General features: G+C 68.2%; 19 protein-coding genes. 9 read left to right on the top strand and 10 right to left on the bottom strand.

Annotation, left to right across the window (positions count from 1 at the left end):
- Positions 1–57 precede the first annotated feature (57 nt).
- Positions 58–1,476, top strand: coding sequence for an ATP-dependent RNA helicase DbpA (dbpA, locus tag ACSQ3D_RS05070; RefSeq protein WP_056417150.1), 1,419 nt, complete (start codon positions 58–60; stop codon positions 1,474–1,476).
- A gap of 335 nt (positions 1,477–1,811) precedes the next feature.
- Here dbpA and ACSQ3D_RS05065 read toward each other — a convergent pair whose 3' ends face one another.
- The 4 genes from ACSQ3D_RS05065 to ACSQ3D_RS05050 all read right to left on the bottom strand — a co-directional run bounded on the left by ACSQ3D_RS05065 (position 1,812) and on the right by ACSQ3D_RS05050 (position 6,772).
- Positions 1,812–2,516: an ankyrin repeat domain-containing protein gene (locus ACSQ3D_RS05065; protein ID WP_436126116.1), complete on the bottom strand. Its 705-nt coding sequence runs from the start codon at positions 2,514–2,516 to the stop codon at positions 1,812–1,814.
- A gap of 113 nt (positions 2,517–2,629) precedes the next feature.
- Entirely contained in the window at positions 2,630–3,127 is a 498-nt protein-coding gene (locus tag ACSQ3D_RS05060) for a GlcG/HbpS family heme-binding protein (protein ID WP_436126115.1), read from the bottom strand.
- Positions 3,128–4,550: 1,423 nt separating this feature from the next.
- Entirely contained in the window at positions 4,551–5,177 is a 627-nt protein-coding gene (locus tag ACSQ3D_RS05055) for a response regulator transcription factor (RefSeq protein WP_436126114.1), read from the bottom strand.
- Between the two features lie 26 nt (positions 5,178–5,203).
- Positions 5,204–6,772, bottom strand: a complete 1,569-nt coding sequence (locus ACSQ3D_RS05050) for a sensor histidine kinase (protein ID WP_436126113.1) — start codon at positions 6,770–6,772, stop codon at positions 5,204–5,206.
- Between the two features lie 110 nt (positions 6,773–6,882).
- Here ACSQ3D_RS05050 and ACSQ3D_RS05045 point away from each other — a divergent pair, with 110 nt between their 5' ends.
- From ACSQ3D_RS05045 to ACSQ3D_RS05035, 3 genes are all read left to right on the top strand, one after another.
- A complete protein-coding gene (locus ACSQ3D_RS05045) occupies positions 6,883–7,839 on the top strand; it encodes a cation diffusion facilitator family transporter (protein WP_436126112.1) in 957 nt (318 codons plus the stop codon).
- On the top strand, positions 7,836–8,306 hold the full coding sequence (gene dtd / locus ACSQ3D_RS05040) for a D-aminoacyl-tRNA deacylase (RefSeq protein ID WP_436126111.1): 471 nt from the start codon (positions 7,836–7,838) through the stop codon (positions 8,304–8,306). The genes ACSQ3D_RS05045 and dtd overlap by 4 nt, the downstream gene beginning before the upstream one ends.
- 267 nt (positions 8,307–8,573) lie before the next feature.
- Entirely contained in the window at positions 8,574–9,770 is a 1,197-nt protein-coding gene (locus tag ACSQ3D_RS05035) for an MFS transporter (RefSeq protein ID WP_436126185.1), read from the top strand.
- 48 nt (positions 9,771–9,818) lie between these two features.
- Here the strand turns inward: ACSQ3D_RS05035 and ACSQ3D_RS05030 are convergent, their stop codons facing one another.
- The gene (locus tag ACSQ3D_RS05030) at positions 9,819–12,833 is read right to left on the bottom strand and encodes a DEAD/DEAH box helicase family protein (protein WP_436126110.1); all 3,015 of its coding nucleotides are present in this window, start codon (positions 12,831–12,833) and stop codon (positions 9,819–9,821) included.
- Positions 12,830–14,827, bottom strand: a complete 1,998-nt coding sequence (locus tag ACSQ3D_RS05025) for a DNA methyltransferase (protein ID WP_436126109.1) — start codon at positions 14,825–14,827, stop codon at positions 12,830–12,832. Before ACSQ3D_RS05025 ends, ACSQ3D_RS05030 begins: the two co-directional genes overlap by 4 nt.
- Before the next feature lie 119 nt (positions 14,828–14,946).
- Here ACSQ3D_RS05025 and ACSQ3D_RS05020 point away from each other — a divergent pair, with 119 nt between their 5' ends.
- Positions 14,947–15,483 (top strand): transcriptional regulator, encoded by a 537-nt coding sequence (locus tag ACSQ3D_RS05020; protein ID WP_436126108.1) that lies wholly within the window; start codon positions 14,947–14,949, stop codon positions 15,481–15,483.
- Positions 15,484–15,572: 89 nt separating this feature from the next.
- On the opposite strand, the gene ACSQ3D_RS05015 is transcribed toward ACSQ3D_RS05020, so the two are convergent.
- The 3 genes from ACSQ3D_RS05015 to ACSQ3D_RS05005 all read right to left on the bottom strand — a co-directional run bounded on the left by ACSQ3D_RS05015 (position 15,573) and on the right by ACSQ3D_RS05005 (position 18,039).
- Positions 15,573–16,316 carry a sulfite exporter TauE/SafE family protein gene (locus ACSQ3D_RS05015; protein ID WP_436126107.1) on the bottom strand — a complete coding sequence of 248 codons (744 nt, stop codon included), beginning with the start codon at positions 16,314–16,316 and terminating at the stop codon, positions 15,573–15,575.
- Positions 16,317–16,556: 240 nt separating this feature from the next.
- On the bottom strand, positions 16,557–17,015 hold the full coding sequence (ybeY, locus tag ACSQ3D_RS05010) for an rRNA maturation RNase YbeY (RefSeq protein ID WP_056164422.1): 459 nt from the start codon (positions 17,013–17,015) through the stop codon (positions 16,557–16,559).
- 67 nt (positions 17,016–17,082) lie between these two features.
- Positions 17,083–18,039 (bottom strand): PhoH family protein, encoded by a 957-nt coding sequence (locus ACSQ3D_RS05005; RefSeq protein WP_056414149.1) that lies wholly within the window; start codon positions 18,037–18,039, stop codon positions 17,083–17,085.
- Between the two features lie 81 nt (positions 18,040–18,120).
- On the opposite strand from ACSQ3D_RS05005, the gene ruvA reads away from it, so the two are divergent.
- From ruvA to ACSQ3D_RS04985, 4 genes are all read left to right on the top strand, one after another.
- Complete coding sequence (gene ruvA / locus ACSQ3D_RS05000) at positions 18,121–18,696, top strand: Holliday junction branch migration protein RuvA (protein WP_056414146.1); 576 nt, start codon at positions 18,121–18,123, stop codon at positions 18,694–18,696.
- Positions 18,697–18,795: 99 nt separating this feature from the next.
- The gene (locus tag ACSQ3D_RS04995; RefSeq protein WP_436126106.1) at positions 18,796–20,709 is read left to right on the top strand and encodes a trypsin-like peptidase domain-containing protein; all 1,914 of its coding nucleotides are present in this window, start codon (positions 18,796–18,798) and stop codon (positions 20,707–20,709) included.
- Between the two features lie 28 nt (positions 20,710–20,737).
- The gene (ruvB, locus tag ACSQ3D_RS04990; protein ID WP_056414140.1) at positions 20,738–21,799 is read left to right on the top strand and encodes a Holliday junction branch migration DNA helicase RuvB; all 1,062 of its coding nucleotides are present in this window, start codon (positions 20,738–20,740) and stop codon (positions 21,797–21,799) included.
- A 238-nt stretch (positions 21,800–22,037) separates the two neighbouring features.
- Positions 22,038–22,808 carry a hypothetical protein gene (locus tag ACSQ3D_RS04985; protein ID WP_436126105.1) on the top strand — a complete coding sequence of 257 codons (771 nt, stop codon included), beginning with the start codon at positions 22,038–22,040 and terminating at the stop codon, positions 22,806–22,808.
- Here ACSQ3D_RS04985 and ACSQ3D_RS04980 read toward each other — a convergent pair.
- On the bottom strand, positions 22,750–24,585 hold the full coding sequence (locus tag ACSQ3D_RS04980) for a lysoplasmalogenase family protein (RefSeq protein ID WP_436126104.1): 1,836 nt from the start codon (positions 24,583–24,585) through the stop codon (positions 22,750–22,752). The two genes, ACSQ3D_RS04985 and ACSQ3D_RS04980, sit on opposite strands and share 59 nt — an antisense overlap.
- Positions 24,586–24,607 lie beyond the last annotated feature (22 nt).

Here is a 24,607-nt window from a genome sequence, read left to right as displayed (position 1 = left end):
CGCCATGGCAGGGGCCCGGTAGCCCCGCCCGCAAGGCCTGGGCCGGATAATCGGGGCATGACCTCCAAAGAAAACCAAGCCGGCACTGATTTCAGCACGCTGGCGCTGAACCCCGCCATGCTGGCCAACCTGCAGCAGCTGGGCTACACGCAGATGACCCCCATCCAGGCCGCCAGCCTGCCGCCCGCGCTGCTGGGCAAGGACCTGATCGCCCAGGCCAGCACCGGCAGCGGCAAGACCGCCGCGTTTGCGCTGGCGCTGCTGGCCAACCTCAACCCCCGCCGTTTTGCGGTGCAGACCCTGGTGCTGTGCCCCACGCGCGAGCTGGCCGACCAGGTGACGACCGAGATCCGCCGCCTGGCGCGCGCCGAAGAAAACATCAAGGTCGTGACCCTGTGCGGCGGCGTGCCGCTGCGCGGCCAGATGCTGAGCCTGGAGCACGGCGCGCACATCGTGGTGGGCACGCCCGGCCGCGTGATGGACCACCTGGAGCGCCAGCACCTGAGCCTGGAAGCGCTGAACACCCTGGTGCTGGACGAGGCCGACCGCATGCTGGACATGGGCTTCTTCGACGACATCGTCACCGTGGCGCGCCAGTGCCCGAAGGAGCGCCAGACCCTGCTGTTCTCGGCCACCTACCCGGAAGGCATCGCCAAGCTGAGCGCGCAGTTCATGAAGTCGCCGGTGCAGATCACCGTGCAGGCCCAGCATGCCGAAGGCAAGATCGAGCAGCGCTGGTACGAGGTGAAGCACAGCGAGCGCCTGCACGCCGTGTCGCAGTTGCTCAACCACTTCCGGCCCGACTCTTCCATCGCGTTTTGCAACACCAAGCAGCAGTGCCGCGACCTGGTGGGCGTGCTGCAGGCGCAGGGCTTCAGCGCGCTGGCGCTGTTCGGCGAGCTGGAGCAGCGCGAGCGCGACCAGGTGCTGGTGCAGTTTGCCAACCGCAGCTGCTCGGTGCTGGTGGCCACCGACGTGGCCGCGCGCGGCCTCGATATCGCCAACCTGGCCGCGGTGATCAACGTGGACGTGACGCCCGACCCCGAGGTGCACATCCACCGCATCGGCCGCACCGGCCGGGGCGATGCCGAGGGCCTGGCGCTGAACCTGGCCAGCCTGGACGAGATGGGCAGCGTGGGCAAGATCGAGGTGCTGCAGGGCCGCGAATCGCGCTGGTACCCGGTGGCTGACCTGACCCCCACGGGTAGCGGCCCGCTGGTGCCGCCCATGGTCACCATCCAGATCATCGGCGGGCGCAAGGAAAAGATCCGCGCCGGCGACGTGCTGGGCGCGCTGACCGGCGAGATGGGCTACACCCGCGAGCAGATCGGCAAGATCAACGTGAACGACTTCTCCACCTACGTGGCGGTGGACCGCGCCATCGGCGCACAGGCTGCCCAGCGCCTGAACCAGGGCCGCGTGAAGGGCAAGACCGTGAAGGCGCGCCTGGTGACGGGCGAGCAGGACTTTGAGTGAAAAAGGCCGCTACCGCTTGTTGGTAGAGCGCTGGCAGCTATTGTTTCAATAGCATCCTGCCTCCTGGCCTGCGACACGCCTTGCAGGTGGGTGGTCAGGGTGGTCCACCACTGCGAGCGCCGGTACCAGAGGTTGGCTCGGTGCTGGTGGGGTAGAAATTCAAGTGAAACTGGCCGCTACCGCTTGTTGGTCAAGCGCTGGCAGCTATTATTTGTATACCAATTGCCTGCCTGCCTGCCTGCCTGCCTGGCATTCGCAATGACTGACGCTACTGCAGCCTACCGCGGCCATCGCAGCCACAGCTTCGGGCCCGGCTCCGGCACAACCAGCACAGCTCAAAGCGGCCGCCCCGCACCCGGGTTCTCCAGCATCTGCACCATCGCGGTGTAGCCCCGCTGGCGCGCCAGTTGCAGCGGCGTGTTGCCCTGGCGGTCCGTCAGCGCCTGGCTGGCACCGGCCTTCAGCAGCGCCTGCAGGGTGGCCTGGTGACGCGTGCCTCCGTCGCCCAGCACAATGGACTCGATCAGCGCCGTCCAGTGCAGGTTGTTCACATGGTCCAGCGGCGCGCCGGCCGCGATGAGCTGGCGCACCACGCCGTCGTGCCCCAGGTGCGCCGCGGCAATCAGGGCGGTGCCGTCGTAGCGGCTGGTGACCTGCGCCGCACTCGCGCCCAGTTGCAGCAGCAGGCGCAGAGTGTCTTCATCGTCCGCCACGGCGGCGATGGTCACCGCGTCGTAGCGGTCGTTCTCCAGCGCATTGATGTCGGCCTGGGCTTGCACCAGCAGCCGGATCACATCGCGCTGGCGGGCAAACGTGGCCACGTGCAGCGGCGTGCGGCCATAGCTGTCGCGCGCATTCACATCGGCACGGGCCGCCACCAGTTTTTGCACTTTGGCCGTGTCGCCGCGCGCTGCAGCGGCGTGTAGGCCCTGGTAGGCGGCGGTTTGCGCGGCCGTGGGCGGCACTTGCGCCTGGGCGGGGTGCGCCAGCAGCAGGGCAGCGGCCAGCAGGGCCAGGGGCAAGGTGGTGGTTCGGTTCATGGCGTGTGTCCCTTTTGCAGTGGAGGTTGCGGCGGCGGGTGACTGCGCAGCGTCCACGCCCTTGCTCAGAAGGCGCGGACGCTGCAGGTTGTACGGAACTACTTTTTACTTACTTACTTCAGCTGATCGGCCACCTTGGCGATGCCCGCCATGGCGCACTGCTCGTCCAGGTGGCCGCCGGGCGCGCCGCCCACGCCCACGGCGCCGATGACTTCATTGCCCACCTTCAGCGGCACGCCACCGCCCAGCAGCAGGTAGCCGGGGATCTGGCCCAGGTTGGCGGCGGCGGGGTTCTTTTGCGAGCCTTCCATGATCGCGAGCGTCGTGTTCTTGGCCGATGCGGACGTGTAGGCCTTCAGGCGGCTGGCTTCCAGGGTGTGGGGGCCTGCGTTGTCGGCCCGCTGCACGGCGCGCACGGTGCCGGCGCGGTCCACCACGGTGGCGGTCACGTTGTAGCCGTTGGCGGTGCAGGCGGCCACGGTGTGGGCGGCGATCTGGTTGGCCAGGTCGAGCGAGATGTTCTTTTCGGTGCGAACGCCTTCGGCGCTGGCGGCGGTGGCGATCAGGGCCAGGGTGATGGCGGCGGCGGTGTGGGCGATGGTCTTTTGCATGGTGTTTGTTCTCCGGTGTTGGGGGCCGGTGCCACCCGTTGTGGCGCCGTGGGAGAACTGTAGGAAATGCGCGTGTTGTTGCACATTCGTGCGGTTACGTGAAGGGCTCCGTAGAACTACGCAGTGATGGGCGGATGCCTTGCCGGGGTCTGCGGCTTGCTGCCGGTCGCGTGGTGAGTGTGTCGACGCCTTTGGCCTTGGCTGCCCCGACCGTTCGGGCTGAGCTTGTCGAAGCCTGTGCGTGTTACTACCCCTATCCGTTCGGGTTGAGCTTGTCGAAACTTGGGCGCATCGATCCATGTCCGTTCGGCTTGAGCTTGTCGGAACCTGGGCTCACTCGCTAATTTGGACGGCGTGCCTGTGTGGAGGTCGGAGGCCGGGAGTTCGCCCCGGCGGGCGAGGTACTTGTTCTTCGCTTCGCCAAAGAAAAGTACCCAAAAGAAAGGCGACCCCCAGTCTGCGACCCCTTCGCGTTGCGAAGGGGCAAACCTGCGTCGGGGTGGTTGCGGGGTGCGCCGCAGAACTCACTGCGCGCTGCGCGCTCCGTTCAGACAACTGCGGCGAGTCAGTGCACGAAGCATGCGCGCTGCGACGCGCATGCCACCCCGCAACCGCCCCGCCGCAGGCGCAGCCACAGGGGGTGGACAGCCGAACAGCCAAACAGCCACACGGGCCATTGCTTCGCTCGGCCTGGCGGTCGCGGCGCGCAGCGCCTGCGCGTTCGGGGCCGAGCAACGCGATGGCCCGTGTGGATGTTCTCTCCCCCATCCCTTCAGGATGCGCCGAGGAGCGCAGGGCGTGGGGTGAGCGTGTGCCGAAGGACACACGCATCGTGAACTGACTCGCTGCGGATGTTTGAGCGTAGCGCGGCAGCGCGCAGCGAGTTCCGCAGCGCAACCCACGACCGAGCACCGCAGGTTGCCCGCAGCGAAGCGAAGGGACGCAGGCTGTAGGGTCGCCTTTTCTTTGGTGACTTTCTTTTGGCGAACCAAAAGAAAGTTACTCGCACGCCGGGCGACTCCCGGCCTCCGCCCTTGAACCAGGCACGCGGTACAAACCAGCGAGCCTGCGAGCGCACCCCGGTTTCGACAAGCTCAACCCGAACGGCCATGGGTCGATGCGCCCAGGTTTCGACAGGCTCAACCCGAACGGATGTGGATCGATGTGCCCAGGTTTCGACAAGCTCAACCCGAACGGACGTGGACCGATGCGCCCAGGTTTCGACAAGCTCAACCCGAACGGGCGTGGACCGATGCGCCCAGGTTTCGACAGGCTCAACCCGAACGGACGTGGATCGAAGTGCCCAGGTTTCGACAAGCTCAACCCGAACGGGTGGGATTCAATCTGACCCGGTCGCGAAAGACTCCACCCGAACGGATGGCGGTCACGAGCCCTGCGCCGTGAGCAGCCACCCGAGAACGCCTCACTCCACCAGCGCCGCATACCGCCGTATCAACTGCGCCAGCGACTCCGCCCCCAACTTGCCAAACAGATTGGCCCGGTGCGTCTCCACCGTGCGCGGTGACAGCGCCAGCGCCTTGCCGATCTGCTTGTTGGTCAGCCCTTCCACAATAAGGCCCAGCACCTCACGCTCCCGCGCCGACAGCTGGGCAAAACGCTCGCGCGCCTGCTGGTCGGCCTGGTGACGTTCGCGCGAGCGCACATGCTGGCGCACCGCGTTCTGCAGGGCCTCGATCAGCACCTCGTCGTCCACGGGCTTTTCCAGAAACTCCGCCGCCCCGGCCTTGAAGGCGCGGCGGCACATCTCCACGGTGCCGTGGCCGGTGAGCAAGATCATGGGCTGGTCCACGCCCTGCGCCAGCAACTGCTCCAGCACCGTGAGCCCGCTGATGCCCGGCATGCGCACGTCGAGCACGATGGCGCCGATGCTGGCGCGATCGAACCCCGCCATGAAAGCCTGCGGCTCGGCCCAGGCCTGCACGCGCAGGCCCACGGTGCTGATGAGCAGCGACAGGCCCTCGCGCACGGCAGCGTCGTCGTCCACCAGGTGGATCAGGGGGGACAGCGAGGTGGCGTTGTCGGTGGTCATGGCGATGGCAAGGGCAAAAGCAAAAACTAGGGCACGCTGGCGGGTAGGTGCTGCGCAGGCTGCAGCGGGGCCGTGCCGGGCGCCGCGGGCAAGGTCAGCACAAACTCCGCACCCCGCTCGCTGGCAGACGACGGCTGGGGCGCCAGCACCAGGCTTGCGCCCATGGCCTGCGCCAGGCTTTCGCACAGCGTGAGGCCCAACCCCAGGCCGCCGGTGCGCGTGGTGTAGAACGGCTCGAACAGGTGCGCGCGCGCCTCGGGCGGCACGCCGGGGCCGTGGTCGCGCACCGACAGCGCCACGTGCGCGGCGTCCGGCATCCACAGGCGCAGCGCCAGCTGGCGCTCGGTGGGCGGCACCTGGTCCAGCGCCTGCAGCGCGTTCATCAGCAGGTTGTGCACGATCTGCTGCAGGGCTACCGGCTCGGCCAGCACGGCGGGCAGGTCGGCGGCGACGGCCACCGTGGGGGCCACGCCGCGCTGCGCCATCTCGGGCTCCAGCAGGTGCAGCACGTCCTGCACGGCGGCCGCGGGCGCCAGCGGCTGGGCCTGGCCGGCCAGGTCGGGGCGCTCGACCAGGCGGCGCAGGCGGCCCACCACGGCGGTGGCGCGGCGCGCCTGCTCCACCGCGCGGGCCATGGCCGTCTGGGCGGTGGCAAGGTCGGGTGTTTCATCGGCCAGCAGGCGCTGCGCGGCCTGGGTGCTGGACAGCAGCGCGGTCAGCGGCTGGTTCAGTTCATGCGCCATGCCGGCCGCCAGCTCGCCCAGGGTGTTGAGCCGTGCCACCTGGCCCAGGCGCAGCAGTTCTTCGGCCCGCTGGCGCGCCACGCGCTGGCGCCACCAGGCCACGCCACCGGCCCACAGCGCCGCCGTCAGCACGCACCAGCCCAGCATGGCCAGCCAGGGCAGCTCGGCCATCCCCACCTGGCGGCGCGCCACCACATCGAGCGGCTGGCTGGCCGCGGCCAGTAGCTTGTGGAATTCGTACGACCAGCCCAGGCCGCCGCCCAGCCGACCCGGCTGCACGACAAAAGCGGCGCCCGCGTGCTCCAGCGTCACACGCACCGGGCTCGTCGCCATGTCCATTGGCCATTCGTCCTGTGGCACGGTGGCGCGCAGGTCGATCTGCAGGGCGTGGCTGGCGGGCGTGCTGCCCAGCACGAGGTAGAAGCGGCCGGCGGGCAGGTCGGGCAGCGCCATCTCGGGGTGGCCCGAGCGGCGCGATGCGGCCTCTGCCGCTGCCAACGGGGCCTGCAGCGCGGCAGGCCAGTCGCCGCTGGCAGGCCGTTGCAGCACCGACACGATCTGCGGGTACACCGACGGCAGGCGGGGCAGGGCGGCCGCAGGCGCGGGAGCATCGCCGGGCGCCTGTTCAGACGGGGGCTGCAGCAGGGCCAGGGTGGACATCACCGCGTCGTGCTGCACCACGCGCTGGCTCAGCAGGCGGTGCACGATGCGGGCATCGGTCTCGAACGCCGCATGCAGCTGCTGCAGCCGCGCCGATGCCAGCCACACGCAGCCTGCGCCGGCCACCAGCGCCCACAGCGCCAGCGCGGCGAGATGCAGTCCTGTGAAGTGGCGTCGCCATGCCTGGGTCATGCGGCCGATTCTGGCATGGGGTGGGCGTGGCTGCCCGGGCGCAAGCGGTGCTTAAGGTGGCTCTGGTGTAATTCCGGGCTCGGCCTTCCGGGCCTTGATGCACGCAGTCCATGTCCTCGCCTCCGCCTACATCCGGCGCCCCCCGCGCCTCGCACCCCTGGCTCCAGCCCCGCAATCTGCTCTGGGCGTCGGTGGCCGTGGCCGTGGTCACCATCGCGCTCAAGACCCTGGCCTGGGTGGTCACGGGCTCGGTCGGGTTGCTGTCCGATGCGATGGAGTCGTTCGTGAACCTGGCCAGTGCCATGTTTGCGCTGGCCATGGTGACGGTGGCGGCGCGGCCGGCCGATGACGACCACCCCTACGGCCACCACAAGGCCGAGTATTTTTCGTCCGGGTTCGAGGGCATTCTCATCGTGGGCGTGTCGGCCGGCATCCTGTGGGCGGCGGGGCACCGGCTGGTGGACCCGCAGCCCATCGAGCAGATCGGCTGGGGCCTGGGGCTGTCGGTGATCAGCTCGGCGCTCAACGGCTTGCTGGCCTGGGTGATGTTCCGCTCGGCGCGCGAGCACCGCTCCATCGCGCTCGAGGCCGATGCGCGCCATCTGGTCACCGACGTGTGGACCTCGGCGGGCGTGCTGGTGGGCATCGTCGGCGCGGCTCTCACGGGCTGGCTCTGGCTCGATGCCGTGGCGGCGATCGCCGTGGCGCTCAACATCCTCAAGGAGGGCGTGGAGCTGGTCTGGCGCTCGTCCCAGGGGCTCATGGATTCCGCGGTGGAGCCTGAGGTGCAGGCCACCATCGACGCCACCCTGCAGCAGTTCGTGCAAACCCGGCCGCCCGGCGCGGTACGCTTTGACCATGTCTCCACCCGCCGTGCGGGCCAGCGCCAGTTCGTGGACCTGCATCTGCACATGCCTGCCCACTGGACCCTGGGCCGCGCCGCGGAACTGCGGGGCCAGGTCGAACGCGCGCTGATGGCCGCCGTGCCCGGCCTGCGTGCCACCATCGAGCTGCTGCCCACCGATGTGGAAGCACATTTTGACGACCCCAAGGATGAAGTGACGTGATCAGTGTCTTGCAACGTGTGCGCGAAGCGCGGGTGGATGTGGAAGGGTGCACGGTGGGGGCCATTGGCGCGGGCCTGCTGGTGCTGGTGTGTGCCGAGCGCGGCGATACCGAGGCCGAGGCCGACAAACTGCTGGCCAAGATCTTGAAGCTGCGCATCTTTTCTGACGACGCCGGCAAGATGAACCGGAGCGTGCAGGACACCGGCGGCGGCCTGCTGCTGGTCAGCCAGTTCACGCTGGCGGCCGACACCACCGGCGGCAACCGGCCCAGCTTCACCCAGGCCGCGGCCCCCGACGAGGGGCGGCGCCTGTACGACTACGTGGTGGCCCGGGCCCGCGCCGCGCATCCGCAGGTGGCCACGGGCCAGTTCGCCGCCGACATGCAGGTGCATCTGGTCAACGACGGGCCGGTGACGATACCGCTGCGGATCGCTCCCGCGCCCGCGTCCGCAGCAGCCGCTGCCTGACGTGGCCGCTTGTCCGTCCGACCGACCGACCGACGGCCTGCCGCACCATCGCCAGCCCCGTCCCGCGCTGCCGGGGCCTGTCCGCACTGCGACGGCAGGCGGGTTGCAAAGTCTGTAGGCTCGGGCGGGTGCCTTTCCATTGCGTTGCACCTTTGACTGTGCCCTTGCCTGCACCCTTGTCTGTCCCTCTCCGTGACTGAAGCCGCCATCCCACCCCTTACCGCATCGCCTGCCCCGCTGCCATCGCCACCCCGCGCCCTGTGGGTCATGTACCTGTGCCTGCTGTCGGCCTTTGCGCTGAGCCAGGCGTACCGCACAGTGACCAGCATCATCGCCACCGGCCTGCAGGCCGACTTCGGCATCTCGCCGGATTCGCTGGGCGCGTTCGCGGGGCTCTTTGGCCTGTCGTTCGGCGTGGCGCAGTTGCTCATGGGCATCGGCATGGATTTGTACGGCCTGCGCCGCACGGTGCTCACGGCGTTTCCATTGGCCGCATTGGGCGCCGCCGTATCAGCCGCTGCGCCGAGCTACGGCTGGCTGATGCTGGGGCAGCTGCTCATCGGGGTGGGCTGCTCGCCGGCCTTTCTGGCCAGCACGGTGTTCATTGCACGCCACTTTCCGGCGCAGCGGTTCGCCTTCTTCTCGGGCCTGGGCATGGGGGTGGGAGGGCTGGGGCTCATCTTCACCGGCACGCCGCTGGCGTTCATGGTGCAGCACTGGGGCTGGCGCACCGGCTTTGCGGTGCTGTCGGTGCTGTCGCTGCTGGCGTGGCTGTTGATTTTTCTGCGGGTGCGCGAGCCTGCGTTGCCCCGGGCGGCAGAGCAGCCGCGCGAGTCGTGGGCGCAGGCGGCGCGGCGGTTCGGGGCGCTGTTCAAGGTGCCGCACACCTGGGGCATCCTGGTCTTGGGCATGTGCTGCTACGCGGCGTTCCTCACGCTGCGCGGACTGTGGCTGGGGCCGCTGCTGATGGGGCGGTATGGGTTTTCGCTGGTGCAAAGCGGCAATGTGGCCCTGGTGCTGTCGGTGATCTCGCTGTTCATGCCCGCCCTGTTCGGCCGGGTGGACCCGGGGCCTGCGCGGCGGCGGCGGTGGATCACCAATTTTTCGCTGCTCATGGGCAGCCTGTTTTTGCTCATGGCGTTTTTGCACCATGCGGCGGCGAACGTGGTGCTGATCTTCCTCATGGGGCTGCTGTCGGGCTACGGCGTGCTGCAGTACGCCGACGTGCGCTCGTCCTACCCCGCCGAGATGACAGGGCGCGCGCTGTCGCTGTACACGATGTCGATGTTCATGGGCATTGCGCTCATGCAGTGGCTGACCGGCCTGCTGGCCGCCTGGGCGCAGCGCCAGGGGCACGAGCCCTACCAGGCGGTGATGATCTGCATTGCGTGCATGCTGGCGGCGGCGTCGACCGCATTCAGGTTCTTGCCGCGCTCGCCCTTGCTGCAGCGCAGCGCCCTGTAGTGCTTGGCGCTGCCACCGCCGTGGCAGGCGGGCCGCAGGCGTTGGCCTTCACAGCAGGCTGGCTTGCAGTGCGGCGTGGGCCTGCGGGCGCAGGCGCGCAAAGTCCAGCAGGTCCACCAGGCGCGCGCCCTTGGCCTGCCACTCGGCCATGGCGTCTTCTGCCAGCAGCACGTAGTGCCAGGGCGGGCTGCCGCGCTGCGCGGGCGTGAGCGCGTTGATGCGCTCGCACCAAGCCAGCGCCGCCGTGCGTTTGCGCAGCACGTTGGGGTGGGTGGTTTGCTGCTGCGCCTTGGTCTCTGCCAGGTACACCGCGTCCGCGGTGCGCACCAGAAAGTCGGGCGAGTAGAAGGCGGGCAAGCCGTCGTCCTTCACATAGCGCAGCCGGGCAAAGGGGTGCCGGTTTTCGCTGATGCGGCAAAACGCCAGCACCTGCGAATCCGCCTGGGCCCAGTGGATGAACGTGCGCTCCAGCCCGCCGTTCCTGGCGGGCCAGCCCAGCCGGGTGTAGATGCACTTGCTGACCGCCACGGACTGGCTCTCGCGCACCATCAGGCGCGGCGCTTCGCTCAGCCTGCGCAGATGCACTTCGGTGTGTCCCGCGGCGTGCCGCTGCTCGGACTCCAGCAAGGCCACGGCAAACACCTTGGTGATGTGGTCCACCACCGGCTGCAGCAGCAGCACGCGCCAGTTTTCGCCCGCCAGCGGGTTGAAGGCGCCGCCGAACAAGGTGGTCCAGATGTAGTCGTCCAGCCAGCCGGTCAGTTCGGCCGTGTGCACCTGCCAATACGGCTTGGCCAGGTGCGTGGCAATCTTCTGGCCCCTGGGCAGGGGTTCGCTCAGCGCCTGGCTGATGCGCCGGGTCAGGCGCGACAGGTACTCGTTGTAGCCGCCCACGTTCATCACCGCGCCGTCCACGCGGTAGTCGCCGAACAGGGTGGCGCTTTGCAGGTCTTGCGAGATGAAGGTGTCGCCCCGGCCCAGCAGGGCGGTCAGCTGATCGGCCGTCATGGCGGTGAAGGCCAGCAGCGTGGCCAGGTCGGGGCTGCGGTGCTCGCGCACCTCGTCGGCCTCTTGCAGGATGAAGGGGATGCCGAAGTCGAACGCTTCAAAGCCGTCCCGCAGTTCTGCCGCCACCACGTCGCCGGTGCTGGAGGTCTCATCGGTGCCGTCGCCGGTGGTGCCGGCCAGGCCTTCGTGCAGCAAGTCGTCGTAGAACGACTGGAAGGCCGGGTGCTCCACGATGGAGAGCACGTCGATCAGGCTGCCGGGCTCCTGGCCTGCGTTGATGCGCTCGCGGTTCTCGCGCTTGAGGTCGGTGTATTCGGCGTCCCGCCACATCAGCCGCAGGCCTCGGCCAATGGTCTGCTCGAGCAGGATCTGCGCCTGGCTGGAGCGCAGCGGCACGATGACGCAGATGTTGTTCACATCAAACCCCTCGCGCAGCATCAGCACGCTGACGATGACGCGCGGCGTGGCGTGGCTGTCCACACTGAACAGGCGCTCGCGCACGGGCGCCCAGTCCTTCTCGCCCAGCTCGGCCTTTCTGCCGGAGTCGATGGTCATCACATCCTCGTCGGCGAGGCCCTCGTGCTGGCGCAAAAAGTCCGCCACCAGGGGCGACACGCCGGTGTCTTCGCACACCACCAGCATCTTGGGGTGGCGGTGCGGGTCGATGCGGGCAAAGTCGGCTTCGAGCTTGCGCAGCTTGTGCAGGCCCGCCCGCAGCATCACCCGCTGGCCCTCGCTCAGGGTCGGGCGGCCGGTCTCGTCGCGCTCGGCCTTGAACTCCAGCGGCAGCGCGCCGATCTCCTTGCGGCGGTCGAGCACCAGCGACTTCACCAGGCCGGCGCGCATGGCGCTGTGCAGGTCGAAGTCCACCACGATGTGCGGGAAGTACAGCTTGCGTCGGGTTCTGCCGCTGCCCACGTCGTTGTACGGCGTGGCCGAGAAGTCCACCTGCACGAAGCGCCGCCCCTTGCTGGCAGCGATGCGGGTCAGGCTTTTTTGCCATTCGACCTCGGTGGTCTCGCCCTCGCGCTGCAGCTCGTGGATGTGGTGCGCTTCGTCGTTGAAGACCATCAGCTCCGGCAGGCCCGCCAGGAATTCGAGCACGTTGCCGCGGGCGTAGCGGCGGTCCAGCACGTCCAGGCTGTTGCCGGTGGCGCGGCCGGGGGTGAGCGGCAGCACCGCAGCCACCACTTCATGGGCGGGCAGCGGTGTTGCGGTAGCGGCGGCGGTTGGCTCGTCCATGATGTCTTGCGGCGCTTCTCCTTCGGCCAGCAGGTGCCAGTTGGTGATGGCGATCAGGCCGTTGCCGGTGGTCTTGAGGCCGATCTCTGCCTTGGTGCACACATTGCCGCGCACGAAGGCCAGCACGGCGTCGCGGTGTGCCTCGGGCACGAAGAGGTCGGCGTACAGCGCGATGTCCGAGCGGCTGAAGTCCCGCGCCGCGCTGCCCGCCACCGGTTTGCCGCAGAACGCGTCCAGCAGCCGCTCGTACACGATGAGTCCGGGCGCCACCACCATGAACTGGCGGGTGAAGCGCGCATCGTCCGCGCCGCTGGCCAGCGCCGCGGTCTTGTTCAGCAGCTGCCACACCATCAGCGCCTGCATCACCCAGGTCTTGCCGGTGCCCGTGGCCATCTTGAAGCAGTACTTGGGGTGGGCGTGGCGCGGGCGCGCCAGCTCGCCCCGGAGCGTGCCGCCCTGCAGCGCCGCGGGCGCGCAGGCCTCGTACAGCTGCAGCAGCGGCCCGTGGTCGCGGTGGTTCCCCAGCACTTCGTGCGCGACGATGGCGTTCAGGATGGCCTGCTTTTGCCCCGCATGAAAGTTGAGCCCGCCGCCGCCCGCGGCCGTCGCGCCCCGTGCCAGCAGCATGTCGTCGCCAAACCACCAGTGCAGCAGCTCGGCCGTGGAGGGGGTGACCAGGTCCAGGATGTCCGCCGTGCCGGATTCGAGCCCCTGGCACAGTTGCCGGGTCTTGGCGGTCAGGCCGGCGGCCAGGGCGAGCGGGTCGGTGGTGGGCGGGGCGTTGGCGTGGGGGGCGTTGGCGTGGGCGCTCATGCGGCCTCCACCGTGGCCACCACCTCGGCCTCGAAGCCGAAGACATCCACCACCCGCACACACACTTTGCGCGGGCCGGGCCTGGCGGGGGTGGACACGACGGCGGTGCTGACCACGCGCAGCGCATCGGCGTCGCTCGCGGTGTTGCCCCGGTAGTCCTGCCACACCGAGCGGAACACCTGGCCGTCGTAGTCCGGGTCCACCGCCCAGTACTCGATCAGGGCCAGGGGCTCGGCATTGGCGACCTGTTGCAGCTTGGTGCGGTTGTCGTCATCGAGGTTGATGGCCTCGGGCGAGAGCAGCACGTAGTTCTTGAGCCGCACGGTCAGCGTTTCCTCGGCCACCCCGCCCGGGTGCGCCGTGCCCGCCGACGCCTGCCGGTGCACCGGGTGGATGGTGAGGTACTGCAGGCTGGAGAAGCGCACCTGCCCGCGCAGCTTGTCGATGCCGCCCTTTTTCTTGAGCCGGTCCATCAGGTCGGGCGGGATCACCAGCACCTCCAGGCGCGGGTCGTTGAGCGCGGTGATGGTCTCGCCGATGCTGGGCTCGAAATTCCAGCCCAGCACCACCACGCGGTCCCAGCCGCCCAGCAGGTTGTCGCGCAGGGCCACCGCCTTCTTGAGCGTGACCATGCCGGTGAGCTTGTTGGGCGAGTCGGCCAGCACCAGCGTCTTGCTGCCGCGCTTGCCGCCAAAGTCGAAGCCCGCGATCTGCCCCAGGTTGCGCTGCGGGTTCACATCGGCCGGCAGGGGCAGGGCGCCGTACAGCGACAGCACGATGTGCGACAGGTCGCCCATGCGGAAGTCGCGGCCCAGCGTGGCCTTGGCGGCTTCGACCTGGTAGTCGCCGATGGCCTGGTAGAGAAACGGCCGCGCCTGCAGGTCGATCAGGCGCTTGCGCATGATCATGCACGCGGGCTTGCCCAGGTCGGTGGTGATCCAGCGGCGCGCTGCGGCGTTGGAGTAGACGCTCTTGTTGCCGTCCTTGGCCACGCGCCGCCCCTCGGCGGCGGCCGCAAAGCTGCCGCTGCCGCCAAAGAAGTCGGCCACCAGGTCGCCGGGGTTGGACGAGGCTTCGAGGATGCGCGCCACCAGCTCGATGGGTTTTTGCGTGGCATAGCCCACTTGCTCCTGCGAGTGCGCCACGACGAAGGGCACCTCCCACACGTCGTGCATCTGCACGCCCCGGCTGGGCTCTTCGGTGCGCACGGTGACGAGCTTGCCGCTGTCGTCCGGCACATTCACGCGCCGGGTGTTGCCGTGGATGGCGGCGGTGGACGCGGCCAGGGGCTGGAACAGCTGGTTGAACCTGTAGTTCTCGGACTTGCGGTAGAAGTAGATCGTGTCGTGCATCCGCTGGAACGTGCTGGCCGCGGCCGACCAGCGCTTGTACCACCAGCAGATCTCGTTGACGAAGTGTTGCTTGCCGAAGACCTCGTCCATCACCAGCTTGACGTAGTGGCCCACATGCCAGTCCAGGTGCACGTAGATGGAGCCTGTGTCCGCCAGTAACTCCCGCATCAGGATGAGGCGCGGGGTGATCATGGCCAGGTAGGAGGCCGTACCATCGCTCCAGGTGTCGGAATACGCGAACTGCTCGATGACGGTCGGGCGCTGTTCCAGCTCCAGGCCCGGCAGCGTGACCTTGGTGCGGTAGTCGGCCTTGCTGTCAAACGGTGGATCGATATAGATCAGGTCCACCTTGCCGCGCAAACTGGGCGTATGGGCATCGCCCGCCAGCAGCGCGGCCATGGCCAACAGGTTGTCGCCATAGACCAACCGGTTGGCCCACGCGCCGTCGCTGCCGTCCCGCTGCTCCTGGCGGGCCTGGTGTTGAACCCAGTCGGTGGTGGCGCTGGCCCGGGCGGGCAGCACCACTTCGCGGGTCTGGAGGCTCACGCGGTAGCGGCCTTCCAGGCCCTCCAGAATTCTTTCGGCTTCCTTGCGGCCCTGGGCCACGATCTCGGGGAGTTGTTCAAGCAGCGATTTGGGCATACGGCGTACGCGGCCGCAGATGCCTGCAAGCCTGTTGGGTGATTCAATCAACAAATGATTGAATCCATTGTGCAACAAGAAGTTGATGGCCAATTCAACCGCCGCTTTACGGTTGGAGGATGGACAACAAGTTGGAGTTCGCCGAACGATTGCGTGACGCCATGGTGGCTGCGGGCCTGGAGCCGCGGCCAGGGGTGTTGCTGAGCCTGTTCAATGGCAAGTACTGGGGGCGCTCCGTGACCTTCCAGGCGGTGTCGCGCTGGCTCAAGGGCGAGGCGATCCCGGCGCAGGACAAGCTGGTGGTGCTGGCGGAGTTGCTCAAGATCGAGCCGGAAGTGCTGCGGTTCGGCTCCAGCGTGCGGCACGCGGTGCAGGAGCACCGCAACCGCTGGCAGGTCGGCGTGGGCTATCTGGAGCGCGAGACCTTCGACGCCTTCTTGCAGTTGCCTGCACCTCAGCGCAAGCTCGTGCGCGAAATCATCCTGACCTTTGCCAAGGTGTATCCGGCGCCGCCGGTGGTGCCGCCGGTACCTGTGGCACCCGTGGTTCGCGTTGCGCGCGTTGCCCCTGCCGGGCCTGCCGGGCCCGCTGCGCCCTCGGCCGCCGCTGCGACTGGCAGCACGCGCAAGAAGCGACCCCAGGGCCGGGCGAAGTAGTCAGCCGGCCCCGCCACCGCCGCCGCCATAGGCCGCATCGCTGTGCGGGCACCCCGGGGGTGGCCGCGGTGATCGCGATGCATCGCGGCTCACGGCTGTCGCCAGAAGAACAGCCCCGCCATCACCAGCCCCGTGGCCACGATGCCCCAGCGCAGCACGGGCGCGGGCAGGCGCCGCGCCACCCGCGCGCCGCCGTAGCCGCCCGCCGTGGCCGCCACCATCATCATCAGCGCCTGGGGCCACAGCACCACCCCGCCCGCGGCGTAGATCGCCACGGCAATGGCGGTGAGCAGGGCCGAGACCCAGTTCTTGAGCCCGTTCATGGCGTTCAGGTGGGTTTGCCCCAAGAGGCCGAACAGCGCCAGCAGCAAGATGCCCAGCCCGCCATTGAAGTACCCACCGTAGGCGGCCACCGCCAGCACGCCCAACATGGCCTTGGCCGTGGACGGGTGGCCGCCCGCGAGCCGCCTGCGCAGCCACGGCCCGAACGCGAAGAGCGCGGTGGCGGCCAGCAGCAGCCAGGGCACCACGCGCCTGAAGGTTGCATCGGGCGTGACCAGCAGCAGCGCCGCCCCGGCCGCGCCGCCGATGAGCGCCAGCGCCACCAGCAGCCGCATCGACAGCCCCGGCGGCGGGGCGGTGTCTTCGCGAAAGCCCCAGGCACCCGCGATGTACCCCGGCAGCAGCGCCACCGTGCCCGTGGCATTGGCCACCACGGGCGGCACGCCGGTGAACACCAGCGCGGGCAGGGTCAGAAAGCTGCCGCCTCCGGCAACGGCATTGAGGGCGCCGGCGATGAACGCGGCGGTGAGCAGCAGGGCGGTCTCGAGCATGTCTCCCCCATGGGGCGCGTTGCCGGGCCCTGGGTGTTGTCATTGGATGATTGAGTCGATCTTAGGTGCGAAAACACCCGCCACCCGCGCGGATTGGGTGGGAAAAAGGTTGGAGAGATTTGCAGGCGCTGCCCAGCCGCCCCGCAGCCCAACTGAAGGACCCTGTTGAACGCAGCCGGTGCGCAGGCCGTGCCGTGGCTGCGGGAGCGCTGGTGGCGCTGGAGGGCCCGAAGTCCCAGGCTACTTGGCGTACGGGTCTTCGAACCCCAGTTCGGCGAGGATGTCCGTCTCGTACGACTCCATCTCGTCGGCGTCGGCCTCGCTGGTTTCGTGGTCCCAGCCCTGGGCGTGCAGCGTGCCGTGCACCAGCATGTGGGCGTAGTGCTCTTCCAGGGTCTTGTTCTGCTCCTTCGCCTCGCGCTCGATCACGGGGGCGCACAGGACCAGGTCGGCGGTCACGACCGGCTCCTGGGTGTAGTCGAAGGTGAGCACGTTGGTGGCGTAGTCCTTCTTGCGGTACTCGCGGTTGAGCTGCTGGCCTTCTTCGCTGCCCACGATGCGCACCGTGATCTCGGCATCGGTGGCCAGGGCGTGGCGGATCCAGCGCGCGACCTTGTGGCGCGGCAGCACGGCGCGGTGGGCGGCCAGTTCGTCGAAGCGGCCGAACTGGAGCGAGAGGGACAGTTGGTTCAGGGGCATGTTTTATTGTTATTTTTGGCCGCTACCGCTTGATCGGAAAGCGCTGGCAGCTATCAAAAAGTGAGCATCAGTCCCGGGCGCGGGCCGCGGGCGCCCGCCGTGGGGCGTCGTACGCGTCGACGATGCGCGCAACGAGCGGGTGGCGCACCACGTCGGCGGTGGTGAAGCGCGTGACCGAGATGCCCTTGACGCGCTTGAGCACGCGCTCGGCGTCGATCAGGCCGCTCATCGATCCCTTGGGCAGGTCGATCTGGCTCACGTCGCCGGTGACCACGGCCTTGGCGCCGAAGCCGATGCGGGTGAGGAACATTTTCATCTGCTCAGGCGTGGTGTTCTGCGCCTCGTCCAGGATCACGAAGGCATTGTTCAGCGTGCGCCCGCGCATGAAAGCGAGGGGCGCGATCTCCAGCGCATTGCGCTCGAACGCCTTCATCACCTTGTCGTAGCCCATCAGCTCGTACAGCGCGTCGTACAGCGGACGCAGGTACGGGTCCACCTTCTGGGCCAGGTCGCCGGGCAGAAAGCCCAGGCGCTCGCCGGCCTCCACCGCGGGGCGGGTCAGCACGATGCGCTGCACCGCGCTGCGCTCCAGCGCGTCCACCGCGCTCGCCACGGCCAGGTACGTCTTGCCCGTGCCGGCCGGGCCGATGCCGAAGGTGATGTCGTGGCTGGCGATGTTTTCGAGGTACAGGCTCTGCGTGGGCGTGCGGCCGCGCAGGTCGGCGCGCCGGGTGTTGAGCACGATGGCGCCCTCGGGCGCCTCCACCAGGGCGGTGTCGCCCGCCAGCATCAGCTGCAGGTAGTCCTCGGTGACGGGCCGGTCGGCCATCTCGTACAGCGCCTGCAGCAGCTCCATGGCCTGCGTCGCCTTGGCCTTGGGACCGTCGACCTTGAACTGCTCGTGGCGGTGCGCGATGCTCACCCCGAGCGATTCCTCGATGGTGCGCAGATGGGCGTCGGCCGGACCACACAAGTGCGTGAGCCGCATGTTGTTGTGGGGAGTGAATGTGTGTCGCAGGATCACGCGGATAATTCCAGTCAAACAACGGAAAAGCGGCAAGAACGACGGCGCTGGCTGTGTGGCCGGCGGCATCAAAGGACACCAATGATAGGCAAATTGACCGGCACCCTGCTGGAGAAGAACCCCCCGGAGGTGCTGCTGGACTGCCACGGCGTCGGCTACGAGGTGAATGTGCCCATGAGCACCTTCTACAACCTGCCCGCCGTGGGCGAGCGCGTGAGCCTGCTCACGCAGTTCATCGTCCGCGAGGACGCGCAGCTGCTCTACGGCTTTGCCACGGCGCCCGAGCGCCAGGCTTTTCGCGAGCTCATCAAGATCTCGGGCGTGGGGCCGCGCACGGCGCTGTCCATCCTGTCGGGCATGGGCGTGACCGACCTGGCCCAGGCCATCTCGCTGCAGGAGGCCGGGCGGCTGGTCAAGGTGCCGGGCATCGGCAAGAAGACGGCGGAGCGCCTGCTGCTGGAGCTCAAGGGCAAGCTGGGCGCTGACATCGGCGCAACACCGGGCGGGGCGACCAGCGACGCGCAGACAGATATCCTTCAGGCCTTGCTGGCCTTGGGCTATAACGACAAGGAAGCTGCGGCAGCGCTCAAGGCGCTGCCCGCGGAGGTGGGTGTGAGTGACGGGATCAAGCTGGCGCTGAAGGCGCTGGCGAAATAGGAGCTGTCGGCATCGGTCCGGCTGATTTCTCAATTCACAGCCTGCGGGTGGACGGTTTGCCGTCGAATGGTGCGGTCTGTAGTAGATACAGGTGAAGAGATGACAAAGAACTTTTTCATGCGTGGGGCCGGTGCCCTTTTCATAACGCTGGCTCTCCTTGCTGGGTGCGGAGGTGGCCAGGACGGTGGTTCGGTGGCTGCTGCGCAGGCGCCAGCTCCGGTGACCAAGGTCGATGGCTGGGTACAACCCGCCAGCACCGACCAAGGTGTCTCCAGCATCAAGTCGCGCAGCGTGGTGGAAGCGCCCAAGCCCACCCAGGTCGTACTGGGTGAGCTGGCGCAGGAAAAGACGGCTGCGCTGGCGTCTACCGTGGGGCCCCGCAAGGTGGGTGCTGCGCGCGATGTGGGCGCTACCCGGGATGCCGCGCAGACGTTGAAGCAGCTCCAGTGGAAGGCTTCGGCCAACGGCGGCCAGGTGGCGGCCATCAGCTTCACGGCGCAGGGCGCGCATGGCTTGCGACTGGGTGTGGTCGTCAAGCAGTTGCCCGGCAGCGCGCAGTTGCGCGTCTACAGCCAGGCCAGGGCCGGGACGGTTTTCCAGACGTCCGGCCAGGACATTCTGCAGCGCATCCAGCGCAATGCGCAGGCGGGTGACACCACCCTGGACGGCCAGACCTGGTGGACGCCAGACCTCGGTTCGGATGAGGCGACGTTGGAGGTGGAGTTGCCGCCTGGAACGCCTGCGAGCGCGGTGGACATCGCCGTGCCGCGCGTCTCTCACATCTTTGAAAACCTGTCCATTCCCACGGACGAAGAGCTCTCGATCAAGATCAACGAATCCGCCTCTTGCCAGCTGGACGCGAGCTGCTACGAAAGCTATGCCAGCCAGCGCAATGCGGTGGCACGCATGCTCTTCACATCCGGTGCGGACACGTTCGCATGCACTGGCACATTGCTGAATGACAACAAGTCGTCGGGCACGCCTTACTTCCTCAGTGCCAACCACTGCATCTCGTCGCAGACGGTGGCCTCTACGCTGCAGACGGACTGGTTCTACCGGGCGCCCGCGTGCAATTCCCGCACTTTGTCGAGCACAACCGCCAAGCGGGTGAACGGCGCCACGCTGCTGTATGCCAGCAACAGCACCGACACGGCCTTGCTCAGGCTCAATGACGCGCCCCCGGCCGGCGCGTTCTTTGCGGGATGGGATGCCAGCACCCAGGCCATCGGCGCCTCGGTGGTGGGGCTTCACCACCCGCAGGGCGACCTGCTGAAAATCAGCTTCGGCACGCTCAACAGCCTGTCCAACTGCACTTCCACCAGCAGCACGCAGTTTCAGTGCAGCGGGACCGCAGGCAACTTCTACCGCGTGAACTGGAGCCAGGGAACCACCGAAGGCGGCAGCAGCGGATCTGCGCTTTTCAAGGGCGGCACGCATGTCATCGGTACGCTGTACGGCGGGAGTGCCAGTTGCTTGTCCACAGCCTCTCCCGAGTTCTACGGTCGTTTCGACGTGGCGTACAACGCCGCATTGAAGAACTGGTTGGCGCCCGCCGCCTCGGCCGCGACGCGCACGGCGGTTTATCGCTTCTACAACGCCAAGACGGGCGCTCATTTCTACACGGCTAGCGCTGCCGAACGCGACTTCGTGATCCGGACATTCCCGGAGTTCGGCTACGAGAACATCGCGTTCTATGCATACGCTGATGCCAGTTCGGGCAAAGACCCCGTGTTTCGCTTCTACAACGACAAGACGGGTGCGCATTTCTATTCTGGAAGCGTAGCGGAGCGGGACTTCGTGATTGCCAGGCTTCCCGAGTTCCGATACGAAGTCGTGAGCTGGTATGCGCAGACAAACGCCGGTAACGACGCCTCCGCCATATTCCGCTTCTACAACGACAAGACCGGCGCGCACTTCTACACCATCAGCGTGGCAGAGCGCGACTTCGTGATCCAGGTGCACAAAGACTTCCGCTACGAAGGTCCCATGTACTACGCCTGGACCAGCCAGTGATACCGGTCATGACCCCTCCGATCCCCGCATGACCATCCAAACCGACGACTTCGCCCCCGCTCCCGCCAAACGCGTCGTCTCAGCAGCCCCTGCCTCCCCCCAGGAAGAAGCCATCGAACGCGCCCTGCGCCCCAAGCTCCTGCAGGAGTACGTGGGGCAGGCCAAGGCGCGTGAGCAGCTGGAGATCTTCATCGGCGCGGCCAGGAAGCGCGGCGAGGCGCTGGACCACGTGCTGCTGTTCGGCCCCCCGGGGCTGGGCAAGACCACGCTGAGCCACATCATCGCGGCCGAGCTGGGCGTGAACCTGCGCCAGACCAGCGGGCCCGTGCTGGAAAAGCCCAAGGACCTGGCCGCGCTGCTCACCAACCTCGAGAAGAACGACGTTCTCTTCATCGACGAGATCCACCGCCTGTCGCCCGTGGTCGAGGAAATCCTCTACCCCGCGCTCGAGGACTACCAGATCGACATCATGATCGGCGAAGGGCCGGCGGCGCGCAGCATCAAGCTCGACCTGCAGCCCTTCACCCTGGTGGGTGCCACCACGCGCGCCGGCATGCTGACCAACCCGCTGCGCGACCGCTTCGGCATTGTGGCGCGGCTGGAGTTCTACACGTCCGAAGAGCTGGCGCGCATCGTCAAGCGCAGCGCCGGGCTGCTGGGCGCGCCCATGGACGAAGACGGGGGTTTCGAGATCGCCCGCCGCTCGCGCGGCACGCCGCGCATCGCCAACCGGCTGCTGCGCCGCGTGCGCGACTACGCCGAGGTCAAGGGCGACGGCCGCATCACCAAGGAGATCGCCGACCGCGCGCTGGCCATGCTCGACGTGGACCCGCAGGGCTTCGACGTGATGGACCGCAAGCTGCTCGAGGCCGTGATCCACCGCTTCGACGGCGGACCCGTGGGGCTGGACAACATCGCCGCCAGCATCGGCGAAGAGGCCGGCACCATCGAGGACGTGATCGAGCCGTACCTCATCCAGCAGGGCTTCTTGCAGCGCACGCCGCGCGGGCGCATCGCCACGCTGGCGGCGTTTCGGCACCTGGGCGTGGCGCCGCCCAGCGCGGGGGCGCCCGGGCTGTTCGGCGCTTGAGCGGCTCCGGTTGTTGTCCTCCGTCCCCCGTCTCCCTCGCTCACCCTCTCGCTTTCGCCCATCCTTGCCGCAGCCGTCCAGGCCGCACCACAGAGCCATGGCACCACCGCGCAAGCCAGACAAAAAGAATGACCGCCGCCGCCAGCTTCGGGCCGAAGCCCGGGCGCGCGCCGCGCGGGGCTGGGTCAGTGCCAGCGGGGCGGACATCGTTCCCGAGCAACGCTTTTTGAGGTCCTGCATGTGGGCCTTGCTGGCGGGCACCTTGGCCCTGCACGCGCTGGGCGCGCTCGTCTACGGCCAGCTCTCGGTCTTCGTGCTGGAAGGTTTTGCCGATCTGCGCGGCCGCGTGGCCGTGTGCGGCGCGATCGCCGAAGCCGCGTTGGCGGCCGGCATCGCATTGCAGCTCCTCAGCGGGCAACGGCGTGACGGCACGGCCACCCCGTGGGCGCACCGCCTGCTGGTGGGCCGTGCCAGTGCCTACATCCTCTTCGCCGTGCTGGTGCCGGTGACCTTCGTGCTGACCATGGTGGACCGACCGCGCTTCTCCATGGACCTGCCCCCGCAGCGCTGGCCGGGGCTCGGGTCGCAATCGGAATGGCTGCTCACGCCCTTGCCCTGGGCCTGGCACTGGCTGCTGCCGGTGGCCAGCAACCTGATTCAGGGTTGGTCGGTGGCCGCGGCGGTGCTGGCGGGCTGCCTGGGCGTGTGGTGCACGGCGGGCAGCACCAAGCGCTGGCGCACCGGGTACGCGTTCTATGGCCTGGCGCTGGTGCTGACCGGGTTCTGGGCCCTGGGCGGCGCCGTGTACCACTACACCGCGGGGCGGGGCTTGATCGCGGCGCAGGAACCGGCCCTGGCCGCGCTGCTGCAGGCGCGGCCCGGCTGGTACAACGCCGACACCCTGCTGTGGTTGCTGAGCGCCGGCTCGTTCACCCTGGCCGGCGTGCTGTTCATTGCGGGTGCGGCGTATGTTCCGGCTGCCGCGCTGGCCCGCACGTGGTCGCACTAGCCACAGCCACAGCAGCAGCAGTCGCAGCGACCGGCAGACCGTCAGGCGCCGTTGCCGCCTTCAGCACCCCCGCCACGATGCACGCCTGCGCCGCGTAGTAGGTGCCCAGCACCCACACCTGCGACCACGGCAGGGGCGACACGAAGCGGTGCGTGGCCAGCAGCGAATCGCTGAGCATGAAGAACGCCGCCCCTACCGCTACCAGCACCGCCGCGCTGTCGCGCAGCACGCTGGCCCGCCCGATGGCCTGCGCGGCCATCAGCGCGATCACCAGCACGTACGCTGCCACCGGCCCCCGCAGCGCGGCCGGCAGCCCGCCGGTCCACAAGAAGGCATACATCGCCACGCCCACACCCAGCGTGGCCGCCAGCGCCCCGCGGTGTGGAAACCACCGCTGCCCGGTCTTGAACAGCGCCACGTAGAACAAGTGGGCGATCAGGAAACTCACGAGCCCCGGGATGAAGAAGCCCTCGACCATCAAAAACACATCCCCCGCCAGCGACCCCGCCAGCGCGGCGCCCAGCAGCACCCAGGTTTTGGAGTCAAATCGGCCTCTGCCGCGCAACTGGTAAGCGCTGGCAGCTGCTAAAATTATAGCAATCACCATGGTGAGCGGCTTGAACACCCAGTGCCACTGCACGAACCCCAGCGCACTGGTGGCCGTGGCCAGCGCGCCGCTCTGCAGCACCAGCGCCATCAGCAGGCCGATGCGCCCCTGCATCACCGCGCCCAGCGCCCACTGCGCCACCAGCAGCGTGGCAAACCAGACCGCGTTCTCGGCCAGCGGCGCGCTGTCGGCCCGCCACAAAAACGCCGCCACGCCCGCGAGCATCAGCGTGAACTGCACCAGCGCAAACCACTGCACCGCACGCGACATCGGCGGGTGGTAGGGCACCATCTGCGCCATGCTGAACGCGGGCTTCGGAAAGCGCGCCGCCACATCGGCCGGCCGCCAGCCCGGGGGCTTGATCCACACCCGCAGCTTGTCGGCCCAGCTGCGCGCATGCCAGCTGTCGTGCGCCAGGCCCGCGTACACCTGGGCGTTGGCCCACAGCGGGTCCCAGCTGTTGAGCAGGCCGCGCGTGCCGTACACGCAGCGGTCCCGGTCGTCTTCTTCCTTGAAGGTGCCGAACATCCGGTCCCACACGATGAGGATGCCGCCGTAGTTCTTGTCCAGGTAAGCGTCGTTCACGGCGTGGTGCGCGCGGTGGTTGCTGGGGCTGCAGAACCAGCGGTCGAACCAGCCGAGCTTGCCCACCTGCTCGGTGTGCACCCAAAATTGATAGAGCAGATCGACCAGCGCCACCACCGCAAACACCAGCGGCGGCACGCCCGCCAGCGCCATGGGCACGTAGAACACCCAGCCCAGCAGCGCGCCCGAGCTCGTCTGGCGCAGCGCGGTGGACAGGTTGTAGTCCTGGCTCTGGTGGTGCACCGCATGCGCCGCCCACAGCACCGCCGACTCGTGCCCCATGCGGTGCAGCCAGTAGTAGCAAAAGTCGTAGAACACCAGCGCCAGCAGCCAGCCCGGCAGGCTGGTCCAGAACGCATCGCTGCGCCACAGGGCCACGTGCTCGAACAGCGCGGTGTAGATGCCGATGCGCAAGAGCCGCGTGAACACCGCGCTCGTCTGGCTCAGCATCCCCAGGCTGATGCTGCTGACCGCGTCGGCCAGGCGGTAGGTGTTGCGCTGGCGCTTGTAGCCGACGGCCAGCTCGATGGCGATCAGGACGAAGAAGACGGGCGTGGCAAGGACGATGATCTGGCTGGGGCTCATGGCGGCGAGACGAAGAGTTCGC

The sequence above is a fragment of the Acidovorax sp. LjRoot117 genome (assembly GCF_964252695.1).
In the GTDB taxonomy this organism is placed as follows: Bacteria; Pseudomonadota; Gammaproteobacteria; order Burkholderiales; family Burkholderiaceae_C; genus Acidovorax.
This window is presented reverse-complemented; position numbering and strand designations above follow the sequence as displayed.